The 20,299-nt window shown below is 50.0% G+C and carries 10 protein-coding genes; 7 read left to right on the forward strand and 3 right to left on the reverse strand.

Annotation, left to right across the window (positions count from 1 at the left end):
• Both Q369_RS0123380 and Q369_RS0123385 read right to left on the reverse strand, forming a co-directional pair.
• Positions 1 to 1,596, reverse strand: a complete 1,596-nt coding sequence (locus tag Q369_RS0123380) for a RagB/SusD family nutrient uptake outer membrane protein (RefSeq protein ID WP_031530147.1) — start codon at positions 1,594 to 1,596, stop codon at positions 1 to 3.
• Positions 1,597 to 1,618: 22 nt separating this feature from the next.
• The gene (locus Q369_RS0123385; protein ID WP_031530148.1) at positions 1,619 to 4,714 is read right to left on the reverse strand and encodes a SusC/RagA family TonB-linked outer membrane protein; all 3,096 of its coding nucleotides are present in this window, start codon (positions 4,712 to 4,714) and stop codon (positions 1,619 to 1,621) included.
• A 315-nt stretch (positions 4,715 to 5,029) separates the two neighbouring features.
• On the opposite strand from Q369_RS0123385, the gene Q369_RS0123390 reads away from it, so the two are divergent.
• Entirely contained in the window at positions 5,030 to 6,070 is a 1,041-nt protein-coding gene (locus Q369_RS0123390; protein ID WP_031530149.1) for a fatty acid desaturase, read from the forward strand.
• Between the two features lie 151 nt (positions 6,071 to 6,221).
• Positions 6,222 to 8,588 carry a mechanosensitive ion channel family protein gene (locus Q369_RS0123395; protein ID WP_157488291.1) on the forward strand — a complete coding sequence of 789 codons (2,367 nt, stop codon included), beginning with the start codon at positions 6,222 to 6,224 and terminating at the stop codon, positions 8,586 to 8,588.
• Positions 8,589 to 8,602: 14 nt separating this feature from the next.
• On the opposite strand, the gene Q369_RS0123400 is transcribed toward Q369_RS0123395, so the two are convergent.
• A complete protein-coding gene (locus Q369_RS0123400; RefSeq protein WP_051664244.1) occupies positions 8,603 to 9,697 on the reverse strand; it encodes a helix-turn-helix transcriptional regulator in 1,095 nt (364 codons plus the stop codon).
• 254 nt (positions 9,698 to 9,951) lie between these two features.
• On the opposite strand from Q369_RS0123400, the gene Q369_RS0123405 reads away from it, so the two are divergent.
• The 5 genes from Q369_RS0123405 to Q369_RS0123430 all read left to right on the forward strand — a co-directional run bounded on the left by Q369_RS0123405 (position 9,952) and on the right by Q369_RS0123430 (position 20,279).
• Positions 9,952 to 13,107 carry a SusC/RagA family TonB-linked outer membrane protein gene (locus Q369_RS0123405; RefSeq protein ID WP_031530152.1) on the forward strand — a complete coding sequence of 1,052 codons (3,156 nt, stop codon included), beginning with the start codon at positions 9,952 to 9,954 and terminating at the stop codon, positions 13,105 to 13,107.
• Between the two features lie 12 nt (positions 13,108 to 13,119).
• Positions 13,120 to 14,598 carry a SusD/RagB family nutrient-binding outer membrane lipoprotein gene (locus tag Q369_RS0123410; RefSeq protein ID WP_031530153.1) on the forward strand — a complete coding sequence of 493 codons (1,479 nt, stop codon included), beginning with the start codon at positions 13,120 to 13,122 and terminating at the stop codon, positions 14,596 to 14,598.
• A gap of 35 nt (positions 14,599 to 14,633) precedes the next feature.
• A complete protein-coding gene (locus tag Q369_RS28915; RefSeq protein WP_169739283.1) occupies positions 14,634 to 16,976 on the forward strand; it encodes an alkaline phosphatase family protein in 2,343 nt (780 codons plus the stop codon).
• A gap of 125 nt (positions 16,977 to 17,101) precedes the next feature.
• Positions 17,102 to 19,456, forward strand: coding sequence for an ABC transporter permease (locus Q369_RS0123425; RefSeq protein WP_031530155.1), 2,355 nt, complete (start codon positions 17,102 to 17,104; stop codon positions 19,454 to 19,456).
• Positions 19,457 to 19,475: 19 nt separating this feature from the next.
• The gene (locus Q369_RS0123430; protein WP_031530156.1) at positions 19,476 to 20,279 is read left to right on the forward strand and encodes a glycerophosphodiester phosphodiesterase; all 804 of its coding nucleotides are present in this window, start codon (positions 19,476 to 19,478) and stop codon (positions 20,277 to 20,279) included.
• Positions 20,280 to 20,299: the final 20 nt, after the last annotated feature.

Raw genomic sequence — 20,299 nt, forward strand, 5'->3', positions numbered from 1 at the left:
TTACCAGTTTGGGTTTTGTGTCAGGTTGGGGTTCAAATCCCGTTCTTTCTGAGGGATTGGCCAAAGATAGTGACGGCTCGCATCAAAAACACGGTTGGAAGAAGCGGCTTGTACAGTCACCAGCTTGCCTGTATTATCCGGATATGTGATCCCGTAAACAGGGCCGGTCATTACCTGCTCGGCGGTTTTCCAGCGGCGGATATCAAACAAATGCTGCCCTTCAAATGCGAGCTCCACGGTGCGTTCGCGCCTTACTATCTCCCGCAATGCAGCCTGGTTTGTGGCAGATATTGCAGGCTGTTTTACGTCGCTGCGGCCATTGCGCACGAGGTTGATCGCATTCACAACGCTCGCATCAATCTGGCCCAGCTCGATCCTGGCTTCGGCATAAGTCAGTAAAATTTCAGCATAGCGCAGCAGGATAATATTGATACCTCCATTGGCCGGGTTGGCAAAATCCTCCGCATTGAAATACTTCTTGATATTGAAACCTGTCGTGGAAGCAATGTAGGTACTTCCAATCGCGTCGGCAGTGCCGCTGGTCGGGCGGGGCTGGAAAGTAATGCCGCTCGGAAGCGCGTCGCCTTCGAGGAATACAGAGAATTTAAGGCGGGGATCGCGGTTCAGGTAAGGCTTGGCCGGATCGTAGCCGCTGCCTGCGTCCGTGATCTTTTTACCGGAAATGGTTTCATAAGTATCCACCAGAGCTTTTGTAGGTACTACCGAGCTGCCGCCATTCTTCTGGCTGTAAGGCGCCAGGTAAGCAAACACATTGATAGGATACACATCTTTCAGATGCTGCTTGTCAAAAATCACTTCATTATTGTTCTCAGCGGCATAGGTAAAGAGTTTTTCATACGAATCGTACAAGCTGTAAACCCCCAGCCTGATCACCTGATCGGCTGCCGCAGCCGCTTTTTCATAATGCCCGGCATATAAATGCGCACGCGCCAGCAACCCCCAAGCCGCGCCTTTTGTCGCTCTTCCCTTGTCTGCTGCCCCGTAAGTAGCAGGCAGCAATGCAGCTGCTTCGGTCAGTTCTTTTTCGACAAATGTCCAGATCTCTTCCACAGGTGCATTCTTCAATGTGCGGCCCTCGTCGATCGTGAGCGACGAAGTCACCAACGGAACTGAGCCAAACAAGCCGGCCAGCTTGATATACTGATAAGCCCGCAACACTTTCGCTTCACCTTTAAACTGGTTGATCAGCGCTGTGTTCCCGGTGGGTATCTTGTCGACATTTTCAAGAAAGTAATTCACCGAACGGATCCCGCGGTACGCATTTCTCCATTCACCATATATCTTCGAACTGGTTGCATCATAGCTGCCCTGTTCAATGTACGCATCGATATTGAAGCTTTGGTTGATGTGTGCAATGTCGGTCACGCCGTCCCAGGAAACGACATTAATGCTGTCCAGATCGGTATAAAGCGAGTTGACAGCCAGCCGCGCATCGCCTTCTGTTTTCCAGAAAAGGTCTTCCGAAAGCCGGTCATTCGGCACTGTTTCCAACAGGTTGGAGTCGCAGGAAGAAAGGCTTAATGCAAGCGCCGTAATTCCTGAAAATATGAGGTATTTAATGGTATTTGTTTTCATGATCAATGCTTTTGAATGCGGGTCAGAGTTGCAGGTTTAAGCCGAATGTGTACAATGCAGTTTGCGGGAAATACATGGCGCGGCCCGATGGTACCTCAGGATCAAGGTTCCATTCATTCAGCTTGGAGAATGTAAGCAGGTTGGTCGCAGAAGTATACACGCGGATCTTGCTCAGGCGCAGCTTGCCCGCAATATCGGCCGGGATAGTATAAGCCAGCTGCACGTTTTTGAGGCGCAGGTACGATCCGTCAATCACCAGCCGGTCGGAGGTAGCCACATTACGCAGGTCGAATTTCACCGGGCGGGGAAACCGGGCACCGGGGTTTTCGGGAGTCCAGTAGTTGTTGGTGTAAATTTCATGCGTAAATCCTTCCTGGTTACCCATTTCAGCCAATGCACCCGCAAGGCGCGCATCTACTTTTGCAGCTCCCTGAAAAAGGATTCTCAGGTCAAAGCCTTTGTAGGAAAAATCGGTGTTTAAGCCGAAGGTGTACTTCGGGAAAGAGTTGCCGATTACCGTCATGTCATCCGCATTGATTTTTCCGTCACCGTTCCTGTCTACATATTTCACGTCGCCGGGCTTGGTGTTCGCTGCGTAGGTCGCCTTGTATTCAGCGATCTCCTGCGCGGACTGGAACAGTCCGTCAGTCTCATAACCCCAGAGTGTATTGATCGGTAAACCTTTCGCAATGATGTACCTCGGGTCAATGTCGGAGCCGGTTATGTAAGGTCCTGTGCCTTTCAGGTCGGTAACTTTGTTTTCATTAATGCTCAAATTGGCACCCAGGCTGTATCGGAAACTGGAAGTACTCTGGCCGCCGCGGTAATTAGCACTGAATTCCCAGCCTTTGTTTTCGACGGACCCTGCATTCTGGGGCGGCGCTTTCAATCCGATGGTGGCAGGAATATCCAGGTTGAGCAGAATGTCGTCGGTCAGCTTACGGTAATAATCAGCTGTAAAAGTCAGTCTTCTGTTGAGAAATGCAGCGTCAATTCCCAGGTCAAGCTGAGTAGTCGATTCCCAGCCGAGGTTTGTATTGGCGAGTGTAGTAGGTCGGTAACCCTGGGCCGGCGTTCCGCCGAATGTGTATCCGTAAGCAGTCAATGCGGAATAGTAGCTGTAAAGGTCCACCGACTGATTTCCCGTAATACCCCAGGAGCCGCGCAGTTTCAAATCGTTGACCGCCTTTTCCAAACCACCCCAGAAAGCTTCTTTCGAGATCCGCCAGCCGGCAGAGAAGGAAGGGAAGAAGCTGTACTGCTTGTTACCCGTGAATTTGGATGAACCGTCGTAGCGGCCATTTGCCTCAAACAGGTATTTTTCTTGATAATCATAATTAACCCTCCCGAAAAACGACCTTAAACCGTATGCTGCGTCGTTTCCACCATTACTTTTCGTTCCGTCGTTGGCGCCCTGGCCGATTGAACCAATGTCATTATTGTAAAAACGCTCCCGGTACGCGGAGAGGAAAGCCTGCGTGTTGCCGATCTGGGAATAACCGGCCAAAACTTTCAGGTTGTGGTCACCAAAAGCTTTTTCGTAGGTAAGTAAATTGTTGATCGTGTACTCGCGGAGGCTGTTCCGGACTTCGGTAAGCGAGTTGATCGCGATTGTTTTAGTGATATTGGTATTCTTGTCGACGTTGGTGTATGAGTTGGTGAAGTTCTTTTGAGACACAAAAGTACCCCGGCCTGCAATCTGCGTGGAGAATGTCAGTCCCTCGGCAAGGTCAATGTCCGCTTTGAGATAACCTGCCAGGTAATCGGTATTTTGTCGTGACTGGCCGCCTATTTCATTAAACATCAATGGATTGTTACCCTGCGTGCTCAACCCGTAAGTGCCGTCGGGATATTTGGGAACTGCCCATAAGGTACCGTGAAAAAAGTTGTTCAGCGGCTGCGGGTTGTTCGCTGCATTGTTTACAGTCGGGTTCAATGCGCGGCTGTACCGGTAATTGATATCGCCGCTTACACGGATCCTTTTTGAAACATCATAGTCGGTATTCAGCCTGAACTCACCGATCGTATTGGAATAACCCGCGATCACGCCCTGCTGGTCCTGGTACCGCGCGCTCAATCTGGTGCGCAGCACATCGGTACCGCCTGCAACGGAGATCGTGTGGTTTTGCTGCGGTGCCGTGCGAAGCATGGTTTCAAACCAGGTGTTGGGCAGTGGATACTTTTCCCGGTCGGTCGCATTCACATAAGCCTGGATGGATTCTTCGGTAAAACGGGCCGGCAAATTCACTCCTGCATTGGTATAAGCCGCTACCTGCTCGCGCATGTAAGCTTCTATTCCCATCATTTTAGGCACATTGTTTGACCTCTGCAACGCATAGTAACCGTGATAATCCACCTGCACTTTACCGCCTTTCGCTCTTTTGGTTGTGATCAAAATCACCCCGTTTGTTGCGCGTGAGCCGTAGATCGCCGTGGAAGAAGCATCTTTCAGCACCGAAACAGACTCGATATCGTCGGGGTTAATGTCGCTCAGCCGCTGCTCAATGCCGTCGACGATCACCAATGCATCATTTTTCCCCAAATCAAACCCGCTTGTACTGCTTCCATTGATGTTGAATGTGGTTATCCCTCGAACACGGATGCTGGCGTTGGATTTACCCGGGGAGCCGCCCTGATCGAGCACGGTCACACCCGGCATCAATCCCTGGAACGATTGCTGGATGTTGGAAACCGGTCGCCGCGTAATGGCTTCGCCGCTGATCTGGGAAACCGAGTTGGTAAGCGCATTGCGCTTTTGCGTACCGTAACCTACCACCACCACTTCTTCAAGCTGCTTGGTGTCGGCTGCGAGCTTCACGTCAACAACGCTGCGGCCGTTGACGGCCACTTCCTGAGTTACGTACCCGATACCCGAGAAAACAAGGGTAGCCTCGCCGGGTGTGCTGATTTCGTACTTTCCGTCGGCATCGGTGGAAGTACCGGTAAGTGAATTTTTAATAACAATGTTAACACCAGGTACAGGTGATTTGTCGGTTGCCGACGTGACCGTACCTGATACGGTACCATTTTGTGCGAAGGCAGAAGATGCAAAAAGCACCATAACCGCCAGCAGCACACTGCAGGGAAACAGGGATTTTCGGGATAGATTTTGATACATAAAATAAGTTGGAAATAGTGGCCGGCCTCTTGTACAAGGACGGTTCAGGTTGGTGGTTTTGGTTAAAAAATACTTTCTAGTCCATTTAGCCTACTAAGTAGGTAGACAAAGTAAGGTACAGTTTTTCGAACAAGCAACCTCTTGCACCCGGTTTTCACTGATTTTTGTTAAAAATGCCAGCTTGCGAAATGCAGCGTTTACATGTAGTTGTAATTACATCGTATCCAACCCTGGGGTTTTATCCGAATAAAATGCCTATATTCGGCTGAAATGCAAAACTTTTTATAACCGGCTTTTCATTGTAAATTCTTCTAAATGGCTTTTTTCGATTACGTGCTGCAAGTCCCTTCTTACGGATGGAAGGATGAAAAAGGGGATCTGGTCAAGCCAAGTGCCGGACAGATACTGCACGAATTCTTTTCCAGGCTGAACGTGTTTCGGGATAGGAGAAACTGGCTTTCATTTTTCAGCTGGGCGAGAGTGCTGCTGCTGCTGATGCCTTTCTTTTTTCTGTTTGTGTTCAAATTTTTTAGTTTGTGGATGCTCGCCGCTGCATTTCTGTATAGCATGATCATCATGGGTACGCACGGTACCATCTGGCACCACCGCTATTGTACACACGGTGCCTATAAATTCCGCAATTCCTTCTGGCGCTTTTTTACCAAAAACCTGACGGTATCAGTTGTTCCCGAAGAGATTTACGCCATTTCCCACCACGTACACCATTTAAAGTCCGACCAGCCGGGTGACCCTTACAATGCGAGCGCGGGATTTTTGTACTGCTTTCTGGCAGATGTAAATCACCAGCCTATCGCGAAAAATCTCAGTGAAGCAGACTATCAGCGCGTCACCAAACTGATGGAGCACACCGGCGTGAAAGGGAATACTTACCAGCAATATCTGAAATGGGGTTCTTATGTCAATCCGGGCGATGCGGTAATCAACTGGCTGTTCAACTGGTCATTCTGGTACCTTGCATTCTATCTCATGGGCGGACATGCGCTGGCCTGCACATTGTTCGGCGCGGCCGGTTTCTGGGCGATCGGTGTGCGGACTTTCAATTACGAAGGTCACGGGAAAGGAGAAGACAAGCAGCGGCCGGGTGTTGATTACAATAATAAAGACAAGTCCATTAACCAGCTTTGGCCAGGACTGGTAGCAGGAGAGTGGCACAACAACCACCATTTGTTCCCGCAAAGTGCGCGCAGCGGTTTCAAGCCCCACCAGGTCGACCTTGCATTTTATTACATCAAACTGATGCGTAAGCTCGGCGCTGTAAGCAGTTACAACGATTCGAAGCAGGTTTTTTATGATCGTTATTACAAGCCTGTTGCAAAGGAAAAACAAGTCCATTGATCTTCTGACAACAGCCCGGCGCACTCAACTCCTGATTCCGCCGCGCAATGTTCCTTTTTTTGAAATTGACTGACGTTTATTGGTACGGAAGTTTAGCAAATTCTTTGTCGCCTACGCGCCGACAGCGAGAATTCCCGCTAAAATCCAGATCATGACACCAATTTTTGCCCGCATTTCTTTCTTCAATTTACAAAAAGTCAGGGGCTTTGTCCATGCGACTGCATTCTTGCTGCTCACCTGTATGTGGCCGCTGCTTGCTCAGAAGCCTGCGGAAAAAGAGACCCCCACTGTGGTAATACCGGACACGCTCTTGTTTAAGATCGAGAACGCGCAGGCGGTTATCACGCAGATCAATGCAGCCAACAAAAAGGGATATGGAAGTGCCGAAATCCGGCGCGAGCTCATTACCGCCAAAGCGAATGTACGCCAGATACAGGAGGCAATCAGCGTGGAAAACTCCGTACCTGATAATAAAAATCTGTCCAATTACCGGCTGATGCTCACCGACATTCAGCAGAAAACAAGTGCCTGGCGCAAGCAGCTGTCACGCTATAATGCGGAGTTGCAGAGTATGTCGTCGTCCGTGATCGAGTTTGGCCGAGATTCGCTGCTGACGATCAACAATGGAGATTCCACCCAGAAAAAATTTTACAAAGGCCAGATAGCCGAACTGAGAAGGAAACTGCAGGAAGCAGGGGAGACTACCACCGCTAATCTGGACACAGTAAGTAACCTGCTGGCGGATGTTTCGGAAGTGTATTTCGCCGCAAACGACCTGAGTGGCACGATCAACGATTACATTAAGGAATCCGGCAAGAACCTGCTGGGGCAAGAATCGAGCTATATCTGGAAAGCCCGGCAAAAAGACGGGAACGACAATATGAACCGGCTGATCAAGGTTTCCTACGCCGGCCAGAACAAGGTTTTGCGGTACTTTTTGCAATCTACCTGGGACAACCGAGTCTTTTTGCTGCTGCTTTGCATCGGCTTTTTCGCCTGGATTTACATCAACTTCAACTTTGCCAAAAGTGCGCGGCTGAGCAAAGAGGTAGGCCCGACGGATTTCAAGTTTATCGGGCACAAACCGTTTCTGGCGACACTCATTTTACTATTCAATATTACGCCACTCTTCGAGCCGCGCTCACCTTCCATCTACATCGAGCTCAACCAGTTTTTGCTGGTGATCACACTTACATTCTTCTTTTTGAAAATGCTCCCCCGCGAGCAGCTCGCCTGGTGGTTTTCGGTGATCGTATTGTACCTGCTGACGGTCGGTGCCAATGTGGTTGTGGACGGATCTTTCCTGCTCCGTTTCGCATTTATGGGGCTTAGTGCGGCTTCTATTGTATTTGGCTGGTGGTTTTTCAAGATCGTCAAAAAAGCCAAACTGGGTGAAAGGCTGATCAAACCGGTTGTGATTATCTACATTGTACTGCACGTACTGGCGATCCTGCTCAATGCATTCGGGCGGCTTTCCTTGGCCAAGGCATTCAGCATCACGGCGATCAGCGGGCTGATACAGGTAGTGGGCCTCACCGTTTTTGTGCACATGCTGACCGAGGCGCTCGATTTGCATATCCGCGTTAGTTCAGCGGCGAAAATGCTGTTCTCGCGTGTCAGCGCGGAGCGGACCCGGCTCTATTTTCAGCGGCTGCTGCTGTTTCTTTCCATTATACTCTGGCTGATGGTATTTTGCATTAACCTGAATATTATCGGAGCGGTATTTGATTTTGCATTAGTGATCCTTGAAAAGGAGCGGACTTTCGGCAGCGTCACATTCACGCTGGAAAACGTCCTGTTTTTCGGTGTCACAATCTGGCTGGCCAACAGTTTGCAGAAGAACATCGGTTATTTCTTTTCGGGACACGATGTGAGTTTTACAGCAGATTCAAGCCACAAAGGTTCCAAGCTGGCATTGATCAGGCTGTTGATTATCGTCGTCGGCTTTTTGATCGCGGTAACCGTTTCCGGCGTGCCGCTTACCAGGATCACCGTCCTGCTCGGTGCATTGGGAGTAGGTATCGGACTCGGTATGCAGAATATCGTAAACAATTTCGTCTCGGGTATCATCCTGATTTTTGAAAAACCATTCACAATCGGCGACTACATTGAGCTGGCCGACAAAAAAGGAAAAGTGCTCGACATCGGTATCCGGTCCAGCAGGATGCTCACGCCGCTGGGCTCAAAGGTTATTATCCCCAACGGCGACCTGCTCTCCGGCCGGCTGGTCAACTATACTACGAGCGACGCAAGATTAAAGGCAGAGATCACATTTAAAATCAGCATTGAAGCCGACATTGAACGTGTCAAGCAAGTGATTCACGATATTGTCGACAATGCAGAAGGTACCGTCAAGAACGCGCCTCGGCAGATCCTTTTTAATGCGATCGCTGCCGATAACATCGAACTGAAAATTCTGGTCTGGTTAAATGATGTATACCAGGAAACTACATTCAAGAGCTACGTGCTGGAACAAACGCTGGTCCGGTTTAAGGCAGAAGGTATTAAAATCATGTAGCCTGCCGCCGTCGCTCAGATCGCCTCCACACAGGATGTTTCTTCTGCGACCTGCGTGAAAAAGTGGGCAAGTACATCGGAGAGATGCCAGAGGTGCAGCAGGCAGATCCTGATCTTAGTAGGCAGTATCCCGTAATACTTCTTGAATGCAGCCGTGAAATGCGTCGCATTCTTGTAACCCGCACGCTGGGCGATCTCAGCCACCCGGCTGCCGGGCTCTTTCAGCATTTGCATGGAAGTCTCCATTCGCAGATCGTGCAGGTAAACGAAAACGGGCTTTCCGAAAACCTCTTTGAAATACTTTTTGAGGCTGAATTCATTGGTGCCAACCTGGTGCGCCAGCTCGCGCAACGACCACGGTTTGTCCAGGTTTTCTGAAAGGATTTTCCGCGCCAGGTGCATTTTGTCCTTGTCTGATTCTTTCAGGTTAGATGAAATATCCGGTACGGGAAGATGCTCAAACTGTTCAAACTGAAAGGCAAGCAGCTCGATCACTTTGGCTTTGATGAAAAGACTTTTGTAGTAGCCGCTGTAAGTACAATTCAGTATTTCAAATAATGAAGAAAGCATTTTGGTAGTAACAGGCAGGTTCCTCCTGATCATAAAAGCGGGCAGCGATCTGCTGATCCCGTTCCTGAAATGCGTACAGATCGGGTGGGCGGCCGGCAGGTTTTCGAAGAAGAATCCCGTATCCAGGCTAATCGCAAAAGCCTCCACTTCTTCCCCCGGCTTCCATTGGATCATCACATTTTTATTCGGTAGTAGAAACAGGTTGTGCTGCTGCGGCTTGAAGCGGACGAAAGGTTTGGAAGCGGTTTCCTGAAAGTAGGTAGCGGCACCTTGCAGGCAAAACAGCATTTGAATCCGGTCACCGGTCGCCTTTATCACCACCGGCCCTTCTGAATGCACCCGGAACTTACCGTACCAGATGTAAAAATCCCCGGATATCAGCTCCCGGCCGCTGCCGGTAGTACGCGCATCTTTGTAAGTCAGTGGGTTGTCTGTTACCGCGTCTTCTCGCAGCGGATCAAATTCAGGGAACGTCCAGCTATTGTTTTCGGATGTTGATTTCGCAGTCTGTTCAGCATTCATTTCGCCCTGATTCGTCATTTATTTACGCTTTGTTCCTATATGTCTGCGCCCGGCAGTACAACGTCGCAAAAGTAGCTTGTATTTAGACTGTTTTTAAACAATAATATAAAAAGTTGCATGAGATCCGCCCGGGCCTGACCTGCAAATTCCATAACAAATGCATAATGCAGGCTTAATATCCAGGCAGTAAGCGTCTGATATCTTTGGGGTTTAATAAATCAAAATGCCGGACGTCTCGCGCCGGCTATCTCACTAACCTCTGATAGAAGAATATGAAAACACGGTTACTGCTGGCATTTTTTGCCGTGCTGATCGGACTTTGCATGCCTTTGCGTTTGTCCGCTCAGTCTTTCACCATTAACGGTAAGGTTACCGCCCCAACGGGAGACCCACTACCGGGCGTCAGCGTGCTTGTAAAAGGCACCAGCTCAGGTACTACAACCGACGCAAACGGCGCATTCACTCTTAACGTGCCTTCGTCTGCCTCTACGCTCATTTTCTCTGCGATCGGTTTTCTTTCGCAAGAACAGGCAGTTGGCAACAAAAGTGTGATTGACATTACATTAAAGGAAGATACCAAAATCCTGAACGAAGTGGTCGTGACCGCACTCGGGATCAAGCGCGAGGAAAAATCGCTGGGCTTTGCTGCGCAGACGATCAATGAAAATGCGGTTAAGGATGCCAAATCCAACAACTGGGTTAATACACTTTCAGGTAAAGTAGCAGGGCTCAATATCCAAGGCGCAGGCGCCGGACCTATGGGATCAGCGCGCATTACCCTCCGTGGCGAATCGTCTTTGAACCTCGATAACAACCAGGCGCTCATCGTAGTAGACGGTGTGCCGGTAAGCAGCCGGATCACAGGAACCGGATTCAATTCACACCTTTCAGCAGATAGCCCGGTGGATTACGGTTCCAGCCTTTCGGACATTAACCCGGATGATATCGAGAAAGTTACTGTGCTGAAAGGACCGGGCGCGACCGCATTGTACGGCAGCCGGGCAGCAGGCGGGGCGATCATTATCACGACCAAAAGTGGTGTGCGCAAAGACAAAGGCATTGGCATAACTGTCAATTCCAATTTCAGCGTGGAGCAGATCAATCGCTATCCTGATTATCAGTTTGAATACGGCGAAGGAAGAAGCGGCGCTTACTTTTCTTACCTCGATAGTGAAGACGGACCCAATACAGCTACAACCGTAGCAGCCGGAAGAGCCTGGGGCCCGAAGTTTGATGGTCAGATGTACTATCAGTTCAACCCGAATGCACCGGACGGAAGGCCGACCGAACGTACTCCCTGGGTCGCCAACAAAGATTATATCTCAGGTTTTTTCCAGACAGGTACCACGTTCTCCAACAGTGTTTCCATTGAAGGAGGCAGCGAAAACGGTTCTGCGCGCTTGTCGCTGACGCATTTAAAAAACAAATGGATCATTCCCAATACCGGTTTCGAAAGGTTGAACGCGGCATTGTCGGTCAGTCAAAAAGTATCGAACCGATTGAAGATCAATGGTAAAGTCAATTATACCAACAAAAAAAGCGATAACCTGCCGATGGCGGGATATAACAACCAGTCGCTGATGTACTTTCTGATCCTGGGTACAACTCCTAACATCAAACCCGAATGGTTTAAGCCTTACTGGGAACCGGGACTGGAAAACGTAAAACAGAGAAGCCCCTTTAACCCGACGCCGGACAACCCTTACCTCGGGATGTACGAAATGCTGAACAAGATGAACAAGCATGGGGTGATTGGTAATCTTTCGGCTAACTACGAGATATCCAAAAAGTTTGATCTGCTTGTGCGCACTGGTCTGGATATGGCTTTTGAATTCCGCTCGCAGCAGCGCCCGTTCAGCATGACGCGCTACCCGCGCGGGATGTACCGCGAGCAGAATGTATTTACCTATGAATCCAATACCGACTTTTTGCTCAACTACAAAGACAAGATCGGCGGGCTGATCGATGTGACCGCTTCTGTGGGAGCCAATGCAATGCGCCAGTCGTACGATTTCGCAGGGATGTATGCTGACCAGCTTGCTCAGCCCGGTATTTACCAGATTTCCAACAGCCTTGACCAGGCAGTAGCGGATCCTTTGAAAACCAAAAAGGCGATCAACAGTATCTACGCTGCCACTCAGTTTTCGTGGGACGAGAAGATCTTTGTGGACGTAACAGGGCGGAACGACTGGTCGAGTACGCTGCCTTATGCCAACAACTCTTTCTTTTATCCGTCCGTAAGTTCAAGCTTTTTGTTAAACGAGCTCTTCACATTGCCGACTGCGATCTCCTTTGCGAAGCTGCGCGCTTCCTGGGCACAGGTTGGAAATGATACCAGACCTTACCAGACTGCCCGCTATTACGACCGCATTTACGGTAACAGCTTTACCAATTCAAGTACCCTTTTCAATGCCAACCTGAAACCTGAGATTACGGCGAGCTACGAGTTTGGTCTGGATGTACGTTTGCTCAAAAACCTGGTGGGACTTGACGTGGCTTACTACAACAATAACAGCCGCAACCAGATCCTGGCGATCCCATTGGACCCTGTGTCAGGTTATTCCAATGCACTGATCAATGCGGGATTGATCAACAGCCGCGGCGTGGAGATCAAGCTGACCGGCAAACCGGTTACTACGAAAAATTTCACCTGGAATACTACGCTGCTCTGGTCAAGAAACCGCAGCTATGTAAAGGAGCTTGCCTCGGGCATTACCAATCAGGTGATCTATGCGCATAATACCAACGTGAGCATTGAAGCGCGGGTAGGAGGGTTAATGGGCGATATGTATGGACGTGGATTCCAGCGCGCGCCTGACGGTCAGATCATTTACTCCTCAGTGGGACTTCCGGCTGCATTGGACCCGACCGCCAAAAAGTGGGGCAATGCATTTGCAGACTGGAAAGCGAGTTTGTCCAATGAATTTACGATCAAAAACGTGCGGGTAAGTCTGTTGCTCGACGGGCAAAAAGGCGGCAGCATGTACTCGCAAACCAATCACAAGAATAACACGCTGGGTAAAACGAAAGTAACATTGCCAGGCCGTGAAGACGGGATCGTGGGACAGGGCGTGGTGAAGCAGCCCGACGGAAGTTTTGCACCTAACACCGTGAAAGTTCCTGCCAGCTCTTACTACGACAACTACTATCAGATCGCTAATGCAGAGACCAATATTTTCGACGCTTCCTTCCTGAAAATCAGAGAGCTTCGTGTGGAATTCAACTTGCCGCAGGCGCTTCTGGGCAAAGTCGGGGTGCGGCAGACGAGCCTGGCATTCTTCGGCAGGGACCTGTTCAACTTTACCAAATTCCCGGGCTTTGATCCGGAAGGCGGAAACCTCAACAATGGAACGCTCACGCCGGGTGTGGAGCTCGCGCAGTTTCCTTCCACCAGAACAATGGGTATGAACCTTACATTAAAATTCTAATTGAAAGTGACCATGTTTAAGAAAGCATATATTCCTTTTTTAATGCTGTTCAGTCTGCTGGTATCCTGTACCAACGGTTTTGAAGAGCTCAACACAGATCCAAACCGTCCGAAGGAGATCACGCCGGGCGTTATGCTGGGCCAGCTGCAGTACCAGATTGTAAACAGCACCGTGAATGCGAGCCGCAATTTTACGCACGAGCTCATGCAGGTAGACGCCCCCCGCGCCAGTGCAGGAGGAGGCGGGCTGCACAGGTACCTGGTCAATCCGGGTACGGGAGTTTGGAGTAATTTTTATTCTTATCTCAATGATATAGAGGATATTTACATCATTGCCGACCGGCTTAACGAGAACAACTACAAGGCGATTGCATTGATCTACAAAACGTGGAGCTACTCCATTCTGACGGATCTTTACGGCGACGTGCCTTACTCGCAGGCTACCAAGGCGATCGAAGGTAATTTCAAGCCAACGTTTGACAAGCAGAAGGATATTTACATTGCATTGCTGAAAAATCTTGAAACTGCAAACGTGCTGCTGGACGACACCAAAGCGCTGACTTACGGCGGCGATATGTTGTACAATTCCAATGCATTGTCGGGAGGTAAAAACCTGGGTATCCAGAAATGGAAGAAGTTCTGTAACTCGCTTCGATTGAGATTATTGCTGCGGATTTCCAAAAGAGAAGGCGAGGTGAGTGTAAAGGAGCAGATCTCGGCCATACTGGCCAATCCCGCTGCAAACCCTGTATTTACCACCAATGCAGACGAAGCTATTTTCAGGTATCCGGGTACATTTCCATTTTATAATCCATTCTTCAATGCACGGCAGGTTGACTGGCGCGACGGGACTTACTATACGAAGTTCTTCATGGATTTCATGAACCAAACGGGAGATCCGAGACGCGGACCCTGGGCGACACAGGTGAAAGCGGGTACTGAGAATGTGTACCGCGGCATTGAAAGCGGCTACCCGACTACCCTCGAATATGCAGTAGGAAGCAATTCCAGCTACTCCGACGCGCTCAAAACATTGCCGCAACTTGGTGTGATGATGACACTGGCCGAAGTGGAGTTCATCAAGGCCGAGCTCGCGCTGAAAGGATATAACACCGGATCAACGCCCGACAAACATTATGAGGCAGGTATCGCAGCTTCGATGACGCAATGGGGCGTGACAATGCCGGCGGGTTTTCTGGCCCAGCCAGGAATTGCATTCAATACAGCCGCTACACCCGAAAAGCAGCTTGAACAGATTATGCTGCAAAAGTATTACGCTTACTTCTTTGTGGATTATCAGTCATGGTTTGAAAAACGCCGCACAGGTTATCCTGCATTGCCCCGCGGTGCAGGTATCCCGGCGGAGAACAAATTTCCTTCGCGCGTACCGTATCCGACTTACCTGCAATCACTGAATCCGGAAGCGCTGGCAGGCGCGGTGGCTTCCATGGGCGGCGATAATAGTGATATCAAGGTTTGGTGGGATAAATAATGCGATTTCAACTGCTCGCAAGCTTTAAATTGAGAATGATGTTTAAAAAAGATTTCAAATATGTTGCACTATCCCTGCTGTTTGTGGCGGGGATAGCTGCGCATGCACAACAGGTTAAGATGCCCGAACGCGGCTTGTGTGCACACCGCGGCTGCATGGATTCGCACCCGGAGAACACATTGCCTGCATTCAGGGAAGCTGTTCGTTTAGGGGCGCAAATGATCGAGTTTGATATCCAGCTCACGAAAGACAGCGCGCTCGTGATCATGCACGACGATGGGGTAGATCGTACTACAAACGGTACCGGCAAAGTTTCCGAGCTAACCTTCGCGCAAGTCCGCGCGCTGGACGCAGGCGTGAAAAAGGCAGAGCAATTCAAAGGAACGCAGGTGCCTACATTTGAAGAAACCCTGGCTATGATGCCGAATAACGTCTGGCTGAACTGTCATTTGAAAGGAGACGAAGCAGTTGGTGCGAAGGCTGCATTGATGCTCGCGAAATCAGGCAGGTTGCACCAGGCATTTCTGACTTGCTCAGAAAAAGCTGCGAAAGCGGCCAGGCAGGCAGTCCCCGGCATTCAGATTTGCAATGGAGAAAACAGCTACCGCAAAGACACGCCCAAGTATGCTCAGGCGACCATTGCGATGCGCGCCAACTTCATTCAGCTGCTGCGCCACCAGCCCGGCGAAGACCGCAGGCAAGTAATGCAGGATTTGAAAAATAACAATGTAAAGATCAGCTACTTCTACGCCAAAACGCCCGATGAACTCGGTAAGCTGTTTGAAGACGGGGTAGACTTTGTTTTGGTAAATAACGTCGCTGATTTTCTTCCTGAGGCCAAAAAGCTTGGTATAACGCCGGTGGTACCTGCATATACAAATGCGAAAGCACCAGCCGGGAAGGTTTTCGCGAATGAGAAAGCCAATAAAACGCTGATCGTGTTTTTTGACGGCTTGCGGCCGGATTACATTACCAAAGAGCAAATGCCCAACCTGTTTGCATTCAAGCAGAAAGCTTCTCACGGAAAGCAGCACCACAGCGTTTTTCCTACTGTGACGCGCGTCAATTCTTCTTCCTACGCTACTGGCTCTTATCCTGGAACGCACGGTTTGCTGGGTAATTCCATCTACTTTCCGAAAGTGAGTCCGAACAAAGCGATTGGTACTACTTATGAAGATCTGATGAAAGTGCAGGAGTCGGAGTCGGGGCAGTTGCTGACAGCGGTTTCAATGGGTGAAGTACTGGAAAAGGCAGGCGAGCGGATGATGGTTTTCAGCTCCGGTACCACGGGACAGGCTTTTTTACAAAACCATAAAATCGGCAGCGGAGGGATTATCAACCACGAGCTGATCCTGCCCGAATCGCTGAAAACGCAGGTAATGGCGGAACTTGGTCCCATGCCCAAAGGCACCGGCGACGTTTTTATCAAGCACAAATGGGTGGCCGACGCATTGCTCCATTACGGTTTGAAAAATGGAGGTCCGCTGGTAAGCGCAGTGTGGTTTTCGGATCCTGACGGCGCGGCTCACCGGTATGGTATCGGCTCAGAGCAGGCTGTTGCGGCAATCAAGTACGTCGATACGCAATTTGGCAGGATCCTCGATTCGCTGAATGCAAGGGGTTTGCGGGAGCGGTACAATATCCTGATTTCAACTGATCACGGTTTTGTAACACATAGCGGCAAGCAAAATCTGAGCGAGCTGCTGATTGCGGAAGGTTTGAAGAAAGATAAAGAGTCGGATGATGTAGTGATATCGGAAGGTGCTGTTTATGTCAAAAACCACGACGAGCAAGTGATCAGGAAGATTGTGGCGGCTTTGCATAAGGAAGACTGGATCGGCGCTGTTTTTACAAAACCCAAAAAGAAGGGAAGTATGACCGGCTGGGTTGATGGTACGTTGTCATTCGACGCGATCCATTACAATCACCCGACGCGCTCAGGCGACATTCTGGTTGCGCCCAACTGGAATGATGATAAAAACGATAAAGGTTACGCAGGTACCGACTTTTCCGGCGGCGTGGCTGGTCACGGCGGATCCAGTCCGTACGAGATCAACATCGCATTTTTTGCCGACGGCCCGGATTTCAAGGATGCATTCACAGGTGAGCTGCCCACTTCCAATGTCGATATCGCGCCTACCGTGCTTGGCCTTTACGGCTTGCAGGTGCCGCCGCAAATGGACGGCAGGGTGATGAAAGAGTTTTATACAAAAACATCGAAAAGCAGCGGACCGTCTAAAAAGGAAAAAGTGCAGACAGAGGCCAGGTATCCCTGGGGTATCTACAAGCTTTCGCTCGAAATGTCGGTGCACGAGAAGTACAGGTACGTCGACTTCACCAAGACCGAGCGTACAAAGTTTGAGTCTGTTAAAAAGTGAACATTTCCGTTCGGAATCGTACAGCGTAAAATGTAAAAAACATACCCTGGATCGTTCCTGAATGCTTTTTTCGATTGGTATAAACTTTTACGTCATTGTAACAGGTTTATACCAATCCTTTTTTCATGCTGAGAAATTATACAAAGATCGCCGTACGGAATATCTGGAGGCAAAGGCTTTTTGCATTCATCAATATTTTCGGACTTGCCTCGGGTTTGATGGTCTGCTTCCTCGCCATTGCCCACATCAAAGGCGCATTGGAATACGATCATTTCCACGCGAAATCAGATCGCATTTACCGCATTATCACGGATGCAACCAGCAAGACCGGCGATAAAACGGCCTTTGCGACTTCTCCTTTGCCGCTGGCAGGTACCTTGGAGCAGGATTATGGAATTGTTGAAAACGCAGCGCGGGTGGTGCGTACATACGGGCCGGTACTGGGCAATTCCAAAGAGCTGGATTTTCTGACTTTTGCCGTTGATCATTCCTTCTTACAGCTTTTCGGTTATCCGCTTGTATCGGGCCAATATCCTTCCGGTGCGGGATATGCGGTGATCAGTCAGAAGACGGCCGAAAAGCTTTTTGGTAAAATGAACCCGATCGGTCAGGTGCTGGACCAGGGAGAAGCAGGTACCTCGATCATCACCGGCGTGGTCGCCAATCCGGAATCGCATTCGCATTTGCGGTTTGATATCCTGTTTGCTTTGGCTGACGAGCAAATGACTGCATTCAATGCGGGCGAGGGCTGGAAAGAGTTTTCGCGCGGGTACACTTATGTGCTGCTCAAACCGGGGACCTCGCAGGAGCAGCTTGGCAGTATCCTGCCAGCGGTAGCAAAGCGTGCGGGTGCGGCCCCCGGTACGGCCGCAAAGGCCTCGCTCGGCTTTCGTGTACAGGCGCTGAAAAGCATTTCTCCAAGCACAGAAGAGTTAATGAACAGCACCTACGAGCCGCAGATCAGTGGATTAATGGCCGAAATGGCGGTGGGATTAATTACCCTGTTGATGGCGGCTTTTAATTATATAAACCTCACCCTGGCCCGCTCCATGAGCCGGGCGCGTGAAGTAGGTATACGGAAAACTTCCGGCGCGCTTCGCTGGCAGCTGCTCGGGCAGTTTATGGCTGAGTCGCTCATTCTGTCCATGCTCGCCTTGGGACTGGCTTATGTCATGCTTGAAATCATCAAACCCATGAGCTTTGTACAGCAGTGGCTGATCGGCGGCGTGGTGTGGGACTGGAAGTTATGGGGCGCTATCGTTGCATTCAGCGTTGTTACCGGCTTGCTGGCCGGTATTGTCCCAGCCAGGGTGCTGTCGGGTTTTCAGCCGGCGGAGGTACTTCGCAGCCAGAACGGGCTTAAAGTAATTAAAGGGATTTCGCTGCGCAAAACATTGATTGTAGTCCAGTTTGCCATTTCGCTGATCGCGATGATTACTTTGGTAACCGTGCTGCGCCAGCAGAATTACATGGCAACTGGCGACTACGGGTTCCGCAGTAAAAACGTCCTGAATATTCCGCTCAACAATCTCCCTTACGAGCGACTTGCAGGCGAAGCAGGCAAGCTGGCCGGGGCTGAGGCTGTTTCCGGCATTTCGGAACCTTTCGGACATCACGGGCAAACTGAGCGCGTCAAAACGAAGAAAGGCGACGCAGCGCAGACCAGCACTTTTCTGTTCAATGTGGCGCCGGATATTCTGGCGACATTGGACCTGACTTTGCTCGCCGGAAAAGACCTTCCTGAGTCGGCATCGGGCCGGCTGGTATTCATCAATGAAGAGGCAGTCAGGAAGTTTAATTTCGGAAATAACAGCGAAGCAATCGGAAAGACTTTCTGGCTGAATGACAGCACGGAGGTACAGGTTGCGGGTGTGATCAGGGATTTCCGGTTTACCAGCTTCAACTGGAAGATCATGCCGCTCGTACTGCGCCAGCAAACCGACGGGCTCCGTTACATGCACGTGGCCGTAACGCCCGGTTCAGAAGAGCGCGTTTTGGCAGGGATGAAAGGGATCTGGAAAAAGCTGAGATCTTACGAGACCTTCGACGGCGAGTGGTACGACGATTTCCTGTACAAGCGGCACGCACATACCGACGATCTCAGTTTCATGGGTTTGCTGCTGGGGATATCCTTCTCCATTGCCTGCCTCGGGTTGCTTGGCATGGTCACTTACAACACGCAGACGCGCATTAAAGAAGTGGGTATACGAAAAGTAATGGGTGCAGAAGTGGCGCAGATCGTCTGGCTGCTATCACGGGATTTTGTAAAATTGCTCACGATCGCCGCGCTTGTCGCGCTGCCGCTGGGGTACCTGGCAGGCTACGCATTCCTGTTCAATTTCGCATACCATGTTTCCATTGGCTTTGAGACCCTGGGCCTGTGCGTGGGCGTGCTGCTGGTGTTGGGCGGGTTGATCATCAGCACCAGAACTTACCGCGCTGCGACCGGTAACCCGGTGGAAGCGCTCCAAAATGAGTAGCAAACAATTTTCCTTTAACATGAAATTCAAACTGGCATTTGCCACCGTATTCCTCCTATCGGTACTCACCTGTTTTTCGCAAAATTCAAAGCTGACCCTGATCGCGCACCGGGGCGGGGTAGTGGATAGTTCCTTTACGGAAAATTGTATTTCGGCGCTTAAAGCGGCAGTTCGGGACGGGTACAAACTAATTGAAACAGACGTGCGCGTCACGAAGGATGGTGTTTTAATCGCAAACCACGATGCGGATTTCAGGCGGTATTACGAGGTTGATAAGAAAGTGACTGAGGTAAATTGGGCAGAAATAAGGCTGATGAAAAGTAAGCTGGATGGAAACAGCCCCTTGCTCCTGGAAGACATTCTTCGCTTTTGCGCTCAGAATAAGCTGGGGATCATGCTCGATAACAAAATAGCAGGGTTTGATTCCACTGCTTTCACAAAGTTGATTGACCTTCTGGACAAATATCAGTTGAGAAAATCGGCATTAATGATCGGTACCGACGAGTCTACTGATTTTTTCACCGGGAAAATCAGGCTAAGCTGCTCCCGCGCCCAGCTGGAAGAGAATATGCGGAAATCCGGCTATCAGGTTACCAACTATTTCCTCTTTGAGCGACCGGCCAGACTGACCAATGCAGATGTACAATGGGCGCGTAAAAATGGAATAATGGTTGTGGCTGCGATCAACAAATACCATTACAGGCAATCCGCCGATATGATGGCCGACGCTGCACGGGATTGCCGGCGAATGCTTTCGATAGGTATAACCAGTTTTCAGATCGATTCGGAGTTCCGCAGGTTTCTTGTGGAAGATTCAAAATAATGGCTCTCTGCCCGCTACCA

This window comes from Dyadobacter crusticola DSM 16708 (assembly GCF_000701505.1).
Taxonomy (GTDB): Bacteria; Bacteroidota; Bacteroidia; order Cytophagales; family Spirosomataceae; genus Dyadobacter; species Dyadobacter crusticola.